The organism is Flavobacterium cupriresistens (assembly GCF_020911925.1).
Lineage (GTDB): Bacteria > Bacteroidota > Bacteroidia > Flavobacteriales > Flavobacteriaceae > Flavobacterium > Flavobacterium cupriresistens.
Genome location: NZ_CP087134.1, coordinates 4,985,946 through 5,002,719, shown reverse-complemented (window position 1 = coordinate 5,002,719; position 16,774 = coordinate 4,985,946). Strand labels below are relative to the sequence as shown.

General features: G+C 34.3%; 15 protein-coding genes. 6 read left to right on the top strand and 9 right to left on the bottom strand.

The features are described 5' to 3' along the window. The first annotated feature begins 522 nt into the window (after positions 1–522). Genes LNP23_RS19800 through cobA form a run of 3 tightly spaced genes read left to right on the top strand, consistent with a single transcriptional unit; the run spans position 523 to position 2,438 of the window. Positions 523–1,026, top strand: coding sequence for a molybdopterin-binding domain-containing protein (locus tag LNP23_RS19800; protein WP_230002551.1), 504 nt, complete (start codon positions 523–525; stop codon positions 1,024–1,026). A 45-nt stretch (positions 1,027–1,071) separates the two neighbouring features. Next, positions 1,072–1,644 carry a molybdenum cofactor guanylyltransferase gene (locus tag LNP23_RS19795; protein WP_230002550.1) on the top strand — a complete coding sequence of 191 codons (573 nt, stop codon included), beginning with the start codon at positions 1,072–1,074 and terminating at the stop codon, positions 1,642–1,644. A 5-nt stretch (positions 1,645–1,649) separates the two neighbouring features. Beyond that, the gene (gene cobA, locus LNP23_RS19790) at positions 1,650–2,438 is read left to right on the top strand and encodes a uroporphyrinogen-III C-methyltransferase (protein ID WP_230002549.1); all 789 of its coding nucleotides are present in this window, start codon (positions 1,650–1,652) and stop codon (positions 2,436–2,438) included. Positions 2,439–2,879: 441 nt separating this feature from the next. On the opposite strand, the gene LNP23_RS19785 is transcribed toward cobA, so the two are convergent. Beyond that, positions 2,880–3,236 carry a hypothetical protein gene (locus tag LNP23_RS19785; RefSeq protein ID WP_230002548.1) on the bottom strand — a complete coding sequence of 119 codons (357 nt, stop codon included), beginning with the start codon at positions 3,234–3,236 and terminating at the stop codon, positions 2,880–2,882. On the opposite strand from LNP23_RS19785, the gene LNP23_RS19780 reads away from it, so the two are divergent. Beyond that, positions 3,217–3,600: a hypothetical protein gene (locus LNP23_RS19780; protein ID WP_230002547.1), complete on the top strand. Its 384-nt coding sequence runs from the start codon at positions 3,217–3,219 to the stop codon at positions 3,598–3,600. The genes LNP23_RS19785 and LNP23_RS19780 overlap by 20 nt on opposite strands. 829 nt (positions 3,601–4,429) lie before the next feature. Here LNP23_RS19780 and LNP23_RS19775 read toward each other — a convergent pair. Beyond that, positions 4,430–5,014 (bottom strand): DUF4202 domain-containing protein, encoded by a 585-nt coding sequence (locus tag LNP23_RS19775; RefSeq protein WP_230002546.1) that lies wholly within the window; start codon positions 5,012–5,014, stop codon positions 4,430–4,432. 430 nt (positions 5,015–5,444) lie between these two features. On the opposite strand from LNP23_RS19775, the gene LNP23_RS19770 reads away from it, so the two are divergent. Continuing rightward, positions 5,445–8,225 carry a polysaccharide lyase family 8 super-sandwich domain-containing protein gene (locus LNP23_RS19770; RefSeq protein ID WP_230002545.1) on the top strand — a complete coding sequence of 927 codons (2,781 nt, stop codon included), beginning with the start codon at positions 5,445–5,447 and terminating at the stop codon, positions 8,223–8,225. A 379-nt stretch (positions 8,226–8,604) separates the two neighbouring features. Here the strand turns inward: LNP23_RS19770 and LNP23_RS19765 are convergent, their stop codons facing one another. From LNP23_RS19765 to LNP23_RS19735, 7 genes are all read right to left on the bottom strand, one after another. Next, the gene (locus tag LNP23_RS19765) at positions 8,605–9,885 is read right to left on the bottom strand and encodes a TolC family protein (protein WP_230002544.1); all 1,281 of its coding nucleotides are present in this window, start codon (positions 9,883–9,885) and stop codon (positions 8,605–8,607) included. A 75-nt stretch (positions 9,886–9,960) separates the two neighbouring features. Then, positions 9,961–11,100: an ABC transporter permease gene (locus LNP23_RS19760; protein ID WP_230002543.1), complete on the bottom strand. Its 1,140-nt coding sequence runs from the start codon at positions 11,098–11,100 to the stop codon at positions 9,961–9,963. 108 nt (positions 11,101–11,208) lie between these two features. Beyond that, the gene (locus LNP23_RS19755) at positions 11,209–12,144 is read right to left on the bottom strand and encodes an HlyD family secretion protein (RefSeq protein ID WP_230002542.1); all 936 of its coding nucleotides are present in this window, start codon (positions 12,142–12,144) and stop codon (positions 11,209–11,211) included. A 14-nt stretch (positions 12,145–12,158) separates the two neighbouring features. Then, positions 12,159–12,881: an ABC transporter ATP-binding protein gene (locus LNP23_RS19750; protein ID WP_230002541.1), complete on the bottom strand. Its 723-nt coding sequence runs from the start codon at positions 12,879–12,881 to the stop codon at positions 12,159–12,161. Between the two features lie 102 nt (positions 12,882–12,983). Next, the gene (locus tag LNP23_RS19745) at positions 12,984–13,397 is read right to left on the bottom strand and encodes a DUF2141 domain-containing protein (RefSeq protein WP_047773769.1); all 414 of its coding nucleotides are present in this window, start codon (positions 13,395–13,397) and stop codon (positions 12,984–12,986) included. Between the two features lie 46 nt (positions 13,398–13,443). Continuing rightward, positions 13,444–14,361, bottom strand: a complete 918-nt coding sequence (locus LNP23_RS19740) for a DUF6268 family outer membrane beta-barrel protein (RefSeq protein WP_230002540.1) — start codon at positions 14,359–14,361, stop codon at positions 13,444–13,446. 107 nt (positions 14,362–14,468) lie between these two features. Beyond that, positions 14,469–15,362, bottom strand: coding sequence for a helix-turn-helix domain-containing protein (locus LNP23_RS19735; protein ID WP_230002539.1), 894 nt, complete (start codon positions 15,360–15,362; stop codon positions 14,469–14,471). Between the two features lie 359 nt (positions 15,363–15,721). Between LNP23_RS19735 and LNP23_RS19730 the strand changes: the two genes are divergently transcribed. After that, positions 15,722–16,486 carry an META domain-containing protein gene (locus LNP23_RS19730; RefSeq protein ID WP_230002538.1) on the top strand — a complete coding sequence of 255 codons (765 nt, stop codon included), beginning with the start codon at positions 15,722–15,724 and terminating at the stop codon, positions 16,484–16,486. The last annotated feature ends 288 nt before the right edge of the window (positions 16,487–16,774 follow it).

The following is a 16,774-nucleotide window of genomic DNA, read 5'->3' as shown; positions in this document are numbered from 1 at the left end:
TAAAATGGAATACGAAATGCTTTCAGTTGTTTTCAAAATATAGTGCTTTTGGTTTTAAATATGATTTTAAACTCTACTAATTCTATAGACAAAGTTAATTTTAATATAATAATATCCAAAAAAAAGTTTAATTATTTTTTTTGAATGTTAAAATGAGGGTGGTTTTTTAGTTTGTTGAAGGTATTTAAAGTGTTGGTTTTTATAGGAGTGGAGTTTGTTTTTTCATTTTTTTAATGCGTGATATTATTTTTTAATGACAGCTTAAAATGTAGTATTTTGTACTTTGTTTTTCATTTTTTAATTCTTTAAATGATCTTAAAAAATGACAAAAAACAGGAGGCAGGACATAAGTGTAGCTTAAAAAAATGACTTTGCTTCCAAACTACATTCAATTTAAATGGTGATTTTGAATAAATTAGACTAATTTTATAGACATTAAAATACGACTGATTTTTTTACACGATCTATTGCAAAGGCACCTCTGTTTTTTAGCTGTATTTAGCATAGTATATATTTATAATAATGATAAAAGTTAATAAAGCTTTAACTGATTTGAACGCAACCAGTTCAAAATCACCTCTGCAAAAAATTTCTGTAGCTAAAGCATTTGATTGTGTTTTGGGAGAAGCCCTATATGCACCGATTGCAATACCATCATTTAGATTGTCAACAGTAGAAGGCTATGCTTTTATTCGCAGTGAGAAACACCAATACGATCTGATTTATGATATGCCGATTGTAGATCGTCTTAGTTTAAATGTAAAAAATAATGAAGCCGTATTTGTTGCTTTAGGTACTTTTATACCAAACAACGCAGATACAATTGTTACGGAAGAGTATGTTATGGCCAATGATAAATCGATTTTGATTACCATTATGCCGGAACAATTTGCTGGTGTTTCTTCTAAGTTGCAACCGATCGCCAAAGGAGATCTTGTTTTTGAATCGGAGATTTTGATTACACAGGAGGTAATTGGTTTTTTAATTTCGTTGGGAATTACGGAGATCAATGTTCATCAAAAGTAAAAAATAAGTGTTTTTGAGTAACGTCTAATCTATAAATTTTTTGTTATGAAAGCGTTAACGGTATTTATTCTTTGTGGAGGAAAAAGCTCTGACCTGCAATCTGATAAGGGATTGGTTTTATTTCAGGGAAAACCTTTTATTGAGCATATCATTCAGGCGGTTTTACCCCTTACACAAAAAATAAAATTGGTTACCACAACGAGCGAATACGATTATTTAGCCTATAAAAAAATACCGGACATTATTACCGACAAAGGACCATTAGGAGGTATTTACACCGCATTGATGCATTCTAAAACCGAATTTAACCTGATCCTGAGTTGTGATATTCCATTGATTTCTACTGAATTATTATCGGAGTTAATTTCAAAACATACCGATGAAGCTGGAGTTACTGTTTTTGCATCTGCTAGTAAAATTCATTCACTAATCGGAATTTATTCTAAAAAAATGCTGCCACTTATAAAAGAAGCAATCGATTCAGACCAATTGAAAGTGACGGATTTATTAGCTAAAATTCCACATCAGGTGATTACGATTGAAGAAAGTGAAAACTTTCATCTTACCAATAGTAGTTCGGCTGACGAATTAAACGACTTTAATATCAACATAAGTTAACAGAAATGCAAAAAGTAAAAACGCCAAAATTAACGGTTGTAGGAGCAGGTCCCGGTGATGTTGAATTGATTACATTGAAAGCAATAAAAGTTTTAGAAAGTGCTGATGTGGTTCTCTACGATGCTCTGGTCAACGAAGAATTGTTGCAGTATGCAAAAAATGCGGAAATTATTTTTGTTGGCAAACGCTCCGGTTGTCATGCCTATACACAAGATCAGATTAATGAATTGATTGTTGTAATGGCCAACCGTCATGGACATGTGGTACGTCTAAAAGGGGGTGATCCCTTCATTTTCGGAAGAGGAAGTGAAGAAATTGAATATGTAGAAAAATGGGGCTTAGAAACCGATATTGTTCCCGGAATTTCATCTGCTTTGGGAGTTCCAGCTTCTGCTGGAATAAGTTTGACACAACGTAGGATAGCAGATAGTTTTTGGGTGATTACAGGAACGACTTCGAATCATGAACTCTCTAAAGACATTCATTTGGCCTCAAAATCGGCAGCGACAGTAGTGATTTTAATGGGAATGCATAAATTAGAAGAAATCATTGCTATTTATAAAGAAAACAGAACAGATGATTTGCCCATCGCCATTATCCAAAACGGAACGAAAGCTACAGAACGAAAAGTAATAGGAACCGTAAGTTCAATAACACAATTGGTTGCTGCGCACGAAATTGCAGCACCGGCAATTATCGTGATTGGAGAAGTGGTTAAAAACAACTCCAAATTGATTTCTTATTTTAAAGAACATTTTGATGATGAGTTTATATTACAGAACTTGGATTTATAGTAGAGAATCTTGTTAATTTGGTTTTTAACCGCAAGGTTCGCTAAGAGATAAAAGTTTTTGGCAATTTGAGTCTTTAAAATTACTTCAAAATAAGTTTAGTTCGTATTCCGTAAACCCTCTATCTACTTTGTGCAAATCTTAGCGAATCTTGCCTTTAAGATTAAAAATAAAGTAAAGGTTCACAAAGATTTTCTTTTTCACGCAGATTTAGCAGATTGGGCTGATCTATTTACTTCTTAAAAAAATCTGCTAAATCTGGGTGAAAAAAAAATAGGTATAAAATTAAAAAGAAGCCATACTGTTATAATTAAACTTTGCGTTCCTTGCGTAAACCCTTTGCGTTCCTTGCGGTTAAAAAAAGTAAACACAAAGAAAACTAAGCTTAATTTTAAAAATCATAAAAAAGGGTTCAACTATTAAAAGTCAAACCCATTCGTAGTATTATTTCTTTTTAGATTTTGATTTTTTTGCTTTCTTTTTAGCAATTTTTTTTGCTTTAGCTTTTAGTTTCGCTTTTTTCGCTTTTTCTTTCTTTTTGGCTTTAGCTTTTTGTTTTGCCTTTTTAGCCTTTTCTTTCTTTTTGTCGTTTTTAGCTTTCTCTTTTTTCTTGGCTAGTTTCTTTTTGGCTTTCTCTTTTTCCTTGTCTTTCATCTTTTTCTTTTTATCTTTTGATTTATCCTTTTTAACTGTTTCTTCATTCTTTACAGCGACAGTCTTCTTGGATTTATTATCGTCTTCTGCATTTGTCAAAACTGTAGCTTTCACAACCACTTTAGGATTGATAATTTTTTCTGCCAAAGCTCTTGGTGTAGTAGTTTTGGTCGGTGATGTAGTCGCCGCTTTTTTTGCCAATGCTCTTGGAGTAGTGGTTTTGGTCGGTGATGTAGTTGCCGCTTTTTTTACCAGAGCTCTTGGAGTTGTAGTTTTAGTCGGTGATGTAGTAGCAGTTTTTTTTGCCAGAGCTCTTGGAGTAGTAGTTTTAGCCGGTGGTGGAGTGGTGGTAGCGGGTTTCTTAGCTACCGGTTTTTTTGCAGCTGTTGTCGCAGAAGGAGTTTCTGCTTTCTTTACCTCTGTAACTGTTGGAGCACTATCTGTTTTAGGTAAGTCAGTACTTTGTGCGATAGTTTCGTCTGTTTCTTTTTCCATATGGTATTTACTTTAAAGTTGAATCTTGTGAAATTACGACCGATAAAAAATTAACAATGTTTCTAAATCGTTAATTCTTAGTTAAGTAAATATAAGCAATAAAAATATACGCTAATGTTAAGTTTTATTGTAATGAAAGAAAAATAGGATTATTTTAACACTCAAAGTGCCGGTAATAGAAATGATAGAAGTGCTTTTTTAAAGAAAAGAAAAATTCCAATATTTTTAAATTCCAAATTCCAACTTTTTACGGATCAGGTGCAAAAGTTGAGGATTAAGTAAAAGTGTACTTAAACCATATAAGTGATGAAAGTTCATTTTACGCTACTCGCCGAAAAAAGAGTAAATTAAAAAGTTGCGGAAAAAATAAAAATTTCGTTAAGTCTCTGTTTAAATTTCATTAGAAAGAATTTTGAATCCGTTTTAATCCGTGTCTTCGTGATAACGAATCTGTTCAATCCGTGTCTGAATTTAAATTGTAACATGTGTGTATAACCATTCTGTAGAATTGGACGCGGATTATCCAGATTTGCAATAGAAAAACGCTGATAAAAACGGATTTTTTATACTGAGAAAGCAATAGGATCGAATAAGTCGAAGTACTTTTATTTATTACTTCTTTTTGCCCACTCTCCAACTTTTGCACTTGATCCCTTTTTACGAGCACTTGATTTTTTTTAAACTTTGCGGCTTTGCGACTTTGCGAGATTTCGCTTCTCCATAACTTTTGCACTTGATCCATAAGTAACCTTATGGCTGTAAATACTAAATTTATTGTACAGCCTTTGGGAAGCGTTGTTTAAAGGCTTCATTTAGATGAAAAATACTAAAAAGAAATGCTGTAATTACAACCCGAGCGAAGCTTTTATAAGTTCCAGATTAGCTGCGGTATAGTTTATTTTTAAAGCTTCCTGATGTCCTTTATCAGACATTTTATCCCAGGTTTTTTTGATGATATTTTTGAGTTTTTCCTCATCATGTTTGTGCACAAAAGGATCAAGGTAGTATTCTAAAAATACGAGACAGATAACATCTTCCAATAGTTGTGTTTCAAGATCTTTTTTAAGTAGTTTTTTTTCAATTAAAAAAGACACACGGTCAATAAAGGTACTTTCGTAACCTGCTTTTTCTAAAATTGCAGCCGTAGTTACAGCATGGAATTTTTTCAGTTCTTCTCTCCATCTTAAATAACCAACACGATCCATAGGATACGATTCACGGGCAACCTTCCATCGGCAGATATGCTGTGCTTTTGAGGCAATTTGAACCTCTTCTGAAGCTTCCGGACAGAACTGCATCAGCCTTTTGTACATGCGATCCGAGTATAATAATTCTTTCGGATATTCGATGTTTTGATCGGTTTCAATGTTAGGATCTTGTGCGTTTTCAGCATCGATCCACTCGCTGGCTTTTTGGAAAGGTGTACTCATTTTAGTCATAGAAATAGACTTCAAATATAGGCAATTAATCTCTAAAGTAAAGGAATGCTTGAAAGTTACCGCCAGGAGATTTTGGTGAACTTAATAGCATTTAAAAACAATTCAAAAAAAACAAAAGCAGCTAAATGCCAATCACTTTCGTTTTTGACACGATCGAAACGTGCCGGTAAAGTTCTTCAAAAAGAAAAAACGGCTCTTTTGTGAAAAAAATCTCATAACGAATCGCTGACAGAAAAAATAGTTGTATTTTTCCAAAATAATTCCAAAGACAAAATTTAGTTACCTATCTAGTGGTTAAACACTTTATGTAGGCAACTAAGTTTTGTCTTTTTTTTTTATTCTCAAGTAGTAACGGAGTTTCGATTTCGGTTCGTCATAAAGAATAAAATGTAATGTTTAATCATTCAAATAATAATCAAACATGTGTAAAAAATCTAGTATAGTGGCATGGCTAGTTGTCTTAGTGTTCAATTTGTCCTATGCGCAAACCAGTGAGGTAAATAAAATTAGAAAAAAATATCAGGATTGGCTGACGGACGAAAATGTTGATTATACCAAAACAGAGGTAAATGAAAGGTACAGTCGGTTTTTGAAAAACGGAATTGCCGCCAAAAATTTATCCTCTTATGATTTTGCCAATCCCGGCCCAGTATGGGATTTTACCAAAAGTAAAGACCAAAGTGCTTATCAGGTATTGGTTGAGCAAAAACTAATCCGTTTGGTATTTCTTTACCAGCTAAAAGGGGCAGTAAATATTCCTAATCCGGATTACCACAGTACTGCACTTAGAGAGGTGATCTTATCTCTTTTTAGCTATATGAAAGCAAAAGGTATTAGCAGTACTACTGATTTTAATTATCGGACAGCTCCTGCAACTGAAGAAGTACTTATTAATAGTAGTATCTGTTTGCGCTCATCGGCATATGCTACTGCCATTTTTCTGATGAAAGAAGAGTTAGTTGCTGCCGGTGAGTTTACTCATCATATGGGAGCACTGAACGCTCTTACCGCTTTTATAGCTCCCGACTATTTGGATTTTAAGTTTACCAATCCCGGATTCAATACAGATGTCATTCGTTCTTCTTTTCAACAGCGGCTTTGTTATGTACTTGCACAAGATGATTCTGATATAACAAAGCTTGCTAATATGGATTTTCTAAAAAGGTTTATTGACAATGCACTAAAAATCAGCAATGGATGGAACGATTGCATTAAACCTGATTTTATCACCTACCATCACAGAGGAGCCTACTCTAATACCTATGGATCAAATGCTTTACAACAGTCTTCTATTCTGAATATGATGCTGAAGAATACGGCCTATGAATTAAATACAGAAGCGCAAAGTAATTTAAAAAATGCCATTCTAAACTATAGTAAATTTAGTAAGGATTTTGAAGTTCCTTCGGGGCTTGCCGGAAGATTCCCAACCAACACGACTGCAGTTAATGATTTGAGAGCAGCGATGGCCTTTTTATATGTAACAGATCCAATAACTAATTTGGATGCCGGAAAGGAGTTTGTTCGATTGTGGAATCTTTCTGCTACCGCCAATACTGCCTTGCTCAGACAAAGCGAATTGTCGATCACATTGGTTAATACGCTTGGCGGAGTGGGGGATATTTTACAAACTTTAAATTCAGGAATTACCCCTTCTTCAGAAATAACGGAAGGACAATTTAATTTTCCATATGCAGGTTTGAGTGTGCATAAATATAACGGCTATCAGGCAAGCGTAAAAGGAACAAGTAAGCACATTTGGCATTTCGAAAATTCAGCAACCGAAAATGTTTTCGGGCGGTATACTTCTGCCGGAGCTTTGGAGTTATTAACCTCAGGAAATCCGGTAAGTCGCAGTTCAAATGGTTATGTAGAAAACGGTTGGGACTGGTCGCATGTACCGGGAACTTCAGTTGCTTATCTTCCATTAAGTGTACTTGGAAACGGGATTTCGAGAGAAATGAATGGCAAGTCATTTTTAACTCATGCCTCTTTGGATGATAATGGTGTTTTTGGAATGGATTATAAAGATATAAACTCTGCTGGAGGCATGACAGCTTTAAAATCTAATTTCTTTTTTAAAGACATAATACTTTGTCTGGGATCTGATATCAAAGATACAAATGGAACTTATCCCATTCATACCACTTTATTTCAAACAGCACTTGCAGATATCAACACTGCGACTTATGTAAACAATATAGCAGCTACAGGTATAAATTTCACACATACACAAACAGCCGGTTCTCTATGGACTACTGACGCTGTGGGAAATGGATACGTACTACCTGAAAATTCAAACAATACTGCTGAGATAACGATTAACAGAACCACACAAAATTCACGAAATAATAGCAACACTTTGGATACCAATGGAAATTTTACCACGGCATTTATCAATCATGGTATTGCGCCTGTCGACGGAAAATTTCAATATGCCATCGTGATGCAGGGCGGTCCAATTAAAACAAAACAACTTGCGGATAATTTTTCGTCTTATTTTACGATTTACCAACAGAACAATCAGGCACATATTGCCGAATACAAACCGGATGCTATATTTGGTTATGTTATTTTTGATCCTGCCAGTATATTGAATTATGATGTAGTAGTTAGTGTAAACAAGCCGGCAGTTGTAATGACTCAAACAATTGACAACGGAAAAAAATTAAAAGTAAGTCTTACCAATCCAAATTTAGGTTTATTAGGCGCAAATGAAACCTACAATTTGAGCCAGATTAGCAGTCAGAATTCAATTCTTAACAGAGTTCCGCAAGCCGATTTGGTTACGCTTACATTAGTCGGTAACTGGGATTTAGCATCCCCTTCAAATAAGGTTACGATCGCGGAAAATGGCGTTAATACCAATGTTACCTTTAGTACAATCAACGGATTAACCATTCAAACGGAATTAGTACAAACCACATTAGGAATTAATACTCCAAATAAGGAAACATCCAATGATTTTAAAGTAACTGTTACGCCCAACCCTTCAAAAACGGAATTTAAAGTACATCTAACAGGAGATTCTACAGAGCCCGTTTTTGTAAATGTATATGATATTTTAGGAAGAAAGCTAAACATGCTAAAGTCCAACAATACACAAACTATAGTAATAGGTGCTAATCTGCTTCCAGGTGTATATCTTGCAGAAATAAGTCAAGGTAAGAATGTGAAAAAAGTTAAATTAATAAAACAGTAATTAATTCAAGTTGCTGGTTAGAAAAATATAAAAAGAAGCATCAAAAAGGAGGAACTAAATATGGAAGTCAAAAAAGGCGAAAATGCTATTTTTTGCTTGTAGAGTAGTGGCGGGTAAAATACCATTATTTCGCCACTACTTTCTAAAATCAATAGTATTAAGCTGAAAAATACAGCCACAGAAATGTATATCTATAAAAAAATAAGCCCGGGTGAAATACAAACAGAGAAATAGCAGTTTTCTAATCTGTTCTGAATATCTTTTTTTTTGCAATTAAACAGAACCCGACTCACGGCGGAATTATAGAAACAGACAAATATATAGGTGCTTAAAGAACAATGTTTTTCTTTATGAAATTTGTTACTAATTCTCTTCAATCTTACAGGACTAATTTTCCTGCTGCTTTTTTCCAATCAAGCCAGGATACGATCAATTGTTTTTTAAGTTGATTATGAAACAGTTCCAGATTTTGCAATTGAATTTCTTTGTCATTTAGCTCATAAAACGATATTTGATCAAACTTATACCGTTCTTGGTAGATCATCACAATCTCAGAGGTGAGCTTACTATTTTCACGCACTGTTTTTAGCTGTTCCAGGATATTAGTGTATACAGTAACAGCGTTTAAGGCATTGTATTTACTTTTATTCAGATTCTCTGTAATTTTATCATTATTCTGTTTTTGCTGAAACTTTAGCTGATCTATTCTTTTTGCCGTGTTCTCTCCGAATAAAACAGGCAACTTCAGTGACATGCCGATATAGCTATTTCCGTACCAGCTATTTTGCTGAAAAGGATTCATGTTTTCTGTAAATTGATCGGCTCCTAAATAACCGTTAATCGTAATCAATGGACTATATTTCGTTCTTTCCAGTTTTTTTTTGTTCTCCAATACTTGATTTTGCGTTTTTAAAATTTCAATTGGAGGCAATGTTTCAATTAGACTTTCATCCAGATTAGTACTACTTTCATCCATGCTGTATTTTTCTAATACTACAGAAGAAGCAATAGAAGATTCGTTTCCGATAACGTACAGAAAATATTGTTTTAAAACCAATATGTTATTTGCTGCATTGCGATATTTTTGAACGGCATTATTGTGTGTTACTTTAGCGTCGTTTACGGCAACTTTTAAAACCCTTTTGTTTTTGTATTTTTGGTTAATAGTCTCCAAACTCAATGCTGTCCGCGCAGTATCACCAACAGCTTCATTTTCTTGTTCTTCAGCTACCAATATGTTTAAATATACTTTTGAGACTTCATAAGTCAGTTCCAGCTTTGCTTCTTTTTCATTTAAAGCGGCTAGTTTCTCCTGAAGTTTAGATTCAATTATTAATTTTGAAATTGAGATATCCAACAGTGGTTGTTGTAGCAAAACACCTGCGTTTTGAGAATAATTAGCCCCTAATTTTATTGGAATCATGCCATCTGATGATACACGGGAATTAAAAGCTTCGGCCGGTAAAACACTTGTAGCAATAATTGGATTGTATTGATAATTATAATTCAAGGCTACTCTGGGTAAATATTTTGCATTTAATTCTTTTGTCTTTAATTGATTGATTTTATGTTCTGTTTCCAACGAAGCCAATAACTTTCTGTTCTTTTGTGCCGCTTCAATTGCTTTATCTAAGGTCCATGTCGGGTTTTGTGCATTCATTTTAAAAAAGCATAAGAACAGAAGACATCTTATAAAACAGATAGGCATTGAATTATTTTTCATTATAACAATTTTTTAACCCCTAAATACAGAGGCAGGTTCTACATTTTTTATTCTTCTAATAGCAAACACGGCCCCGAAGAGCGAAATAGAGAAAGTGATGGTTAGAATGGAGAAAAGTATTATTGGACTAAAATCTATCACTATTCCCGTTTGGTACATTCCGTTTTTAAAACCCAGTAAGAAAACAAGGGCAACCATAAATCCAACAACAGCAAATAAAGTGGCTTGTGTAAGGATCAATTTTCTAATGTATGAATCAGTAGCACCAATTGCTTTTAAAGTTCCATAATCCTTAATTCTGTCAAGTGCCGATGAATACATCGTTAAGCCAATGATAAAAAAACCTGCTATAATGGCAAATCCCACCAAAGATCCTGTACTGGCACCTAAACCTGTAGAAGCCAAAACACTCTTTATTGTTGATGAACTCAAGGACGACGTGCGCCATGCTCTTACTCCGTAAATAGAACGATTGATTTCATCTACGATCTGGTCTACATCTTCCCCTTTTTTTACATTGACCATTAAAGCACTTATATCAGTCGAAGAAATACCACTGTAAAACCTTGCCCTGTCTATTGTAGTGTACATCAAATAACCGCCCCAACCTCTTATTCCTTTTGTTTGTAAAGTGATGACGGCTCTTTTTCCATTGATTTCAAAATAGGTTCCAACATTTGACGACCCCCCGAAATTACTTCGGTCAAAATAATCTGCAGACACACCCGCTTCCTGCAATAAATCCGGAAGTTTTCCTTGTATAATCTTGGTACTATCCGGACCCGCCTTAAAATAAGGAAATTCACTCCCTATAATATTTACAACAGCACTGGTTCCATCAGGAAATTTTGCCTTACCGTTTGTTACAACGATTGGAAATGCCTCTTTTACACCAGCCAAACTCTTGATCTCTTTTTCTTTTCGGATATCAATCAAACTAAGCTGATTGGCATCTGTTGTCTTATTATCAACAACCCAAATATCTGCGGTTATATTTTTTACCAACACGCTCATTAATCCTGTCAAAAAATTAAATGTTCCAATTTGTTGTCCGATGAGGAAAGTACTGATTACTATTCCAACTACTACTCCTATGCTTTTTGTTTTATCGAAACGGATAAACTTCCAGGCTGTTTTGATACTAGATTTCATACTTAGCGTATTATTTGTTTCTATTGAAATATGGAACTCGTGTATCTATATTGGCATTTGCGGCCAGACAGAAGTGGTACTGTTGCCATATTTGTTTGTGATTCGTAATTAATTTGATGTTTGAATAACACATTCAATTCGGGAATTAATTAAGTACTTCGTTTGGTTTTTCAATAGGATTTTTATTTCCCGGACTCTCCTGTCTTCCTGATCTCCTGCTTTTTCAGAAAAAATAGATTTACGTTTAAGTGCCGAAGAGGCAAAAATTACAATACCCGAGCCAATCGTTTTATTGGAGCCAATTTGGCGAATAATGGCTTTTTGACCTTTTTTAATCTTGTCAGCAAACAATTCATCAATTTCACAAGTAGCAACCAATTTACTTTTCGGAATAAAATCTGCAAAAGACTGATTTGGTGATAATGCAGCTCCTATCGTTGCATTCATTGTCATAATTTGTCCATCGTCCAGTGCTTTTATCAAATACCGTTGCAACTCCTTGTTTGATACTTCCAGTTCTTGTTTAATTTCTTGAAGTCTTGAGTTTGCAATCAGAATCTTGCTTTGCAGTTGTTCTAAATTGGTTTGGAAAATTTTAGTTTCTGTTTCAAGATTATCGACGTTCTGTCTTGTTTCAGCACCCTTTTCTTGCAGGTTTTTCAGACGTTCCAATTCAATTTGTTTGTTAGCAACATTTATTTTGTGCTCTTTTAAATTCAATTGTGCCATGTTTATCTCAACTCTTTGTGTCTCCATACGACTTTTAATCTGCGCTTTTTTTGCATCTTGAACAGAATGCTCTAATTCGATAATTAAATCATCTTTGACAATGACATCATTTTCTTTTTTATGGATAGCCACAACAACACCACCAACTTCTGTTGCCAATGAAGATAATTTCTCATCCGGTTCAATGCGTCCCAGTCCTACAATAGCTGATGAAGTAATTTCATGGGCAAAAGCTTTCTCATCGGGTTTTGCTTCTTCTTTTTTATTGCAGCTACAAAATAGTATGGCTATTAGATAAATTAAAGTATATTTCATTCTTTATATTTTGATTAATGATTCTTTATAAATGTTGTGTTTTCGGTCTCAGTTGCAATTCCGTTATCTACATAAATAATTCTGTCTGCGAACTCCCTAAGTCGCATATCGTGTGTAACTACAATTACACTTTTTCCATTTTGAGCAAGTGCTTTTAATTCATTCATTACCAGACCAACACTTTTAACATCTAATGCAGCCGTTGGTTCATCACAAAGCACAATTGGCGGATTGGTTACCAATGCTCGCGCAATAGAAACTCTTTGTTGCTGGCCTCCGCTTAGCATTTTGGGTAGGTTTTTCATTCGATCTTTCATCCCTACTAATTCAAGCGCTTTTTCTGCTTTTTTTCTGGCCTCAGTCTCACTCATATTCATAAGTTGCAAGGGCATCATTACGTTTTCTAAAGAGTTAAGTGGCGCTAAGAGATTAAAACTTTGAAACACGAATCCAATTTTATTCAACCTCAAAGCCGATAATTCCTTAGCCGAAAGTGTATTTATGTGTTGACCATCTATAAAAACATCTCCTTTTGTTGGGTAAATAACACAGCCTAATAGCGATAATAGTGTAGTTTTTCCTGAACCGGAAGGGCCGATTATTAAGGTAAGTTCCCGGGTTTTAAACTGAATCGTTGTTGCTTTTAAAGCTGTAATCAAGGTGTCACCGGTTTGATACTCCTTGCAAGCACCTTTTACCTCTGCAATAACCTTTTTTTTAGAAGTGATCTCTTCCATAATTTTATGTCATGATTTAAGTTTGCTTATGATAATTGTACTGTTGGAAATGCCTGTCATTTCATAAAAGACAGGCTTTTTTTAAGCTAAGATTTCAAATTCCTAATAAAGATTTATTTTAATTGTAGCGTCATTATTTAAAATATAAACAGCGCAATCTCGAAATGTTGGTGCCCCACCGTCCGGTAGAAAATTAGTACTATTTCCGACAGGCTCTTTGGGCATTCCCAACCAGTTGCTGTTTAGTTTTCCATTAGTATCCAAATCCTGAAAAACAGTAATAGCATAAGTCCCTCTTGGTAAATCGATTTGAAATTTCATAGTCTCCTGATTCACTTTTTGGACTTTGGTAAAGCAGGCTCTTTTAAGAAAATTTTCCTTTTTATCGTAGACATTCAGTACAACAGTCCCTTTTCCTTTTTGAACATTGTATACATCAACATTCGTTTTTACCTGTTGTGCATTTGTAAAATACGATACTCCCAATAACAGGATACTTAGAATAGATTTTTTCATTTTCTCTTTTAATTTTATAGTTTTTAGTGTGATTCTATTTGCGTAATTATTTCCCAAAACGATAGCTCAGCATCATTTTTACATAGGGCATTTCTTTTGCTTTATAATTACTAATGGTATCATTCTGAGCATTAAACAGTGTGTATTTGTTGGCAAAACCTAAACCTCCTTGCAATTGCAACCAAAAACCATCAAAAAGACGCTGATTAATTTGCAGACCGCCATGAATAGCCGAAAACTGAGCATAATCGATCTCTTCTCCTTGATAATTCTTGTAGTTTTGTAAATTGTGAAGTGTCCAGTCAATCGATCCTGCCAGACCAACTTGCGTATTATTGCCCAGATTTCTGAAAATATTGACTCTTGGCCAGTATATTTGAGCAAACCACTTACCATTATTGCTCTTATAATCCAGAGATATAGCGGGCGTTATTAAAAACTTGCCAAAAGCATACATGACATGAGGCCCAATCCCGATTTCAAGATTTGATTTTTCTCCAAACTTTCTTGAGACTCCAAAAATGCCATCGAATACCATATCATTCATCGAAAACGAGTTTTTAAAATCAGAAGCAATTGTGGGGATAAAAACGCCAAAAGCAGCCCATCTTTCTCCAAAAGGATGTCGTACAACTAGGGTAGGTTTGATTTCTTGTATTTTCGTGATGTAATTCGGACTAATTTCAATATCCCTATCAAATGTAAAGTCTAAAATCCGATAGTTGATTATCCCAAGAATTCGCGTTTTTCCAAGTTTAAAAGAGGGGATGGGTAACCAGAAATCGTAAGTAGTATAGTTGAATTTATTCCCATAGTACGGATCTACTGCCGACAAATTCTTAAAGCTACTTTTTCCATTTACAGTGATGCCAACCCCGGCTCCATCTGTTATTAATTGAGAATAAAATTTATTTGGAAGACAAATAAACAAGGTCAGTAAAACCAATGACAGTACTTTTTTCAAAATAACATTTATTAAATTTAAACACACAAGCTGTATCAGCTCTCTAAGATTTTCTTAAAGCAAAGGTGCAGTTAAAACAATAATTGTTACTAGGATTTAGTTTGCCGTTACTCGGACAAATCGTGCGTAAGTGAATTTCGGTACTGAGAAGGAGTTGTACCGGTTATTTTTTTGAAAAGTCGTCCAAAGTAAGAAGGATCCTCGTAATTCAATGCAAAAGCAATTTCTGAAATATCTTTAGTCAAATCTTGTAGAAGAATCTGGCTTTGCAGAATACTAACATTGTTAATCCATTCCTTTGGAGCTATTCCGGTGGTTAGCTTAATGCACCTATTGAGATAATTTACAGAGATTTTCAATTTATCGGCATAAAAGGTTACCGATTTATTCTCCGTATGATATTTATAAACCAGCTCTTTAAAGGAAAAAGTGATTTCATTACCACGATGCACCGTTTTATTGAGTTCTTTATTTGAAAAAATAATTTTCTGGAAAGCTGCCTGCATGAGTGAATAACAAATTTCGATATTGGAATTTTCATTACGAAATTCCTGACTTAACAAGCAAAACAAAGAATTTAGCCATACACTTGTTTCTTCAGGTAATTTAAGAACTGAATTAGTGGCAAAAATCTGTATCAACTCCTGTTTCGACAAAATATGATTGAGGACACTCTCTTCAAATAAAATAAAATGCCCCGTTATAATCTGGTCAATTTCTTTCATTGCGGTAATATGTCCTTGTTTGACAAACAATACATCATTTTCAGTTATTGTTATCACCTCATTATCTACTTGCTGTTTTGCATTGCCTTTGGTAACATGAACAATGAAATTATAATCGGGTCTGAAAAGTGGGGTTGGAATCTGGAGGTACTCTGTTGTAGTATTTAAATCATAGATCTGCAAAGGAGTTTTTAAGAAATCAAAGTCCTGAGAAGCATCAGACATAAATTGTCTTGGGAATTCTTCTGATGAAATAATTTTAATATTCTTACCCATACCAAAAACTTAGCTGTTGAGCTACAAACTTAAGAAACGGTTTTGTTACATCTGTAGAATAAAGCCAATTAAAATTATCCGATTCGCAAATAGTAAAGATTTATTCTATGCGGTTGTAAAACCATATTTCGAAGAATTAATTCAACCTAAAATTACTATAAGTGTCGTTCTTGGGAAAAGCTTTTTAATAGCACTGATGGTTGTTTTTATTCTTTTTCTTATTTTTAATTTTGCTTCTGTATTTATCCCGTTTTTCTTAAATTTAACCAAATTAGACCTAAAAAAATCTTAAAAAAAGGATGCGACCGATTTTTGGCTCGATTTTTTCAAGTGTGAGGTCATAATAAAAATTAAATGATATGAAAAAAGTACTTTTACTATGTGTATTAATGTCCGTGATGTTAAGTTGTAAGTCGGTGGCGGTTAAAAATTCAAACACAAAAGAAACAACTTCTGTAACAAGTTCCGAAGAAGAAGAGGGTTCTGTTTATTTTAAAGCGACTGGAAATGAACCATTTTGGGGATTGAAAATAGGAAAGGAGAAAATTGTCTTTACGTCGCTGATTGAAGGAATGGAAACCATCAGTTTTGACGCTGTAGAGCCAATCAGAGCTATGGATGCTAATGTGAAGATGTATAAAGTAAATAATGGAAAAATTACGGCAACAATTACTACACAACAATTTGATTGCCAGGATTCAATGTCAGGAGAGGTTTCGCCTTACACCGTTAAGATTGAAATTAACGGGAAGACTTTAAACGGTTGTGGTAAATACATTACGGATTACCGTTTGTATGATATCTGGGTGTTAGAAGAGTTAAACGGTAAAAAAGTGACGCTTTCAGACTTCCAAAAAGAATTGCCAAGAATCGAGATTAATTCAACTGAGAATAAATTTATGGGTTTTGGAGGTTGTAATTCTATAGGAGGAACTATCTTTTTTGAAAAAGGATTATTGAGATTTTCTAACGTCGCTTCGACTTTGATGGCTTGCGCGCCGGGAAATAAAGAGGCTGAATTTGTGAAAGCATTACAAAGCACTAACACATATTCGATTGGAGATCTTAGACTGAGACTTTCTAATCCTGACGGAACCTTGTTGGTTTTCAGAAAAGTAGATTAAATACGGTCTTTTTAAATAAATATAAATTTTGCCATTCTGATTTTCGGGTTAGAATGGCAAAATTCGTTTTGGGTATAAAAGGAAGTGGGTAAATAGTATGCAGACTGTATAATTAAGGATCAAGTCCGAAAGTTATAGGGAAGTAAAAATCTCGCAGAGTCGTAAAATCGCAAAGTTTTAATGAAAAAACAGAAAAAAACTTTGCGGCTTGGCGTCTTTGCGAGATCGTCAAAGCGAGAAGTTGGAAAATTAGTTACTTATAAAGCTGTGGCGAAAAAGTATAAGATC

Coding starts and splice junctions, on each gene's coding strand:
- LNP23_RS19755 (WP_230002542.1), bottom strand. CDS start 12,144: ATGAAATATACTTTAATTTATCTAATAGCCATACTATTTTGTAGCTGC.
- LNP23_RS19730 (WP_230002538.1), top strand. CDS start 15,722: ATGAAAAAAGTACTTTTACTATGTGTATTAATGTCCGTGATGTTAAGT.
- LNP23_RS19770 (WP_230002545.1), top strand. CDS start 5,445: ATGTGTAAAAAATCTAGTATAGTGGCATGGCTAGTTGTCTTAGTGTTC.
- LNP23_RS19765 (WP_230002544.1), bottom strand. CDS start 9,885: ATGAATGCACAAAACCCGACATGGACCTTAGATAAAGCAATTGAAGCG.
- LNP23_RS19750 (WP_230002541.1), bottom strand. CDS start 12,881: ATGGAAGAGATCACTTCTAAAAAAAAGGTTATTGCAGAGGTAAAAGGT.
- cobA (WP_230002549.1), top strand. CDS start 1,650: ATGCAAAAAGTAAAAACGCCAAAATTAACGGTTGTAGGAGCAGGTCCC.
- LNP23_RS19775 (WP_230002546.1), bottom strand. CDS start 5,014: ATGAGTACACCTTTCCAAAAAGCCAGCGAGTGGATCGATGCTGAAAAC.
- LNP23_RS19760 (WP_230002543.1), bottom strand. CDS start 11,100: ATGAAATCTAGTATCAAAACAGCCTGGAAGTTTATCCGTTTCGATAAA.
- LNP23_RS19800 (WP_230002551.1), top strand. CDS start 523: ATGATAAAAGTTAATAAAGCTTTAACTGATTTGAACGCAACCAGTTCA.
- LNP23_RS19745 (WP_047773769.1), bottom strand. CDS start 13,397: ATGAAAAAATCTATTCTAAGTATCCTGTTATTGGGAGTATCGTATTTT.
- LNP23_RS19735 (WP_230002539.1), bottom strand. CDS start 15,362: ATGGGTAAGAATATTAAAATTATTTCATCAGAAGAATTCCCAAGACAA.
- LNP23_RS19795 (WP_230002550.1), top strand. CDS start 1,072: ATGAAAGCGTTAACGGTATTTATTCTTTGTGGAGGAAAAAGCTCTGAC.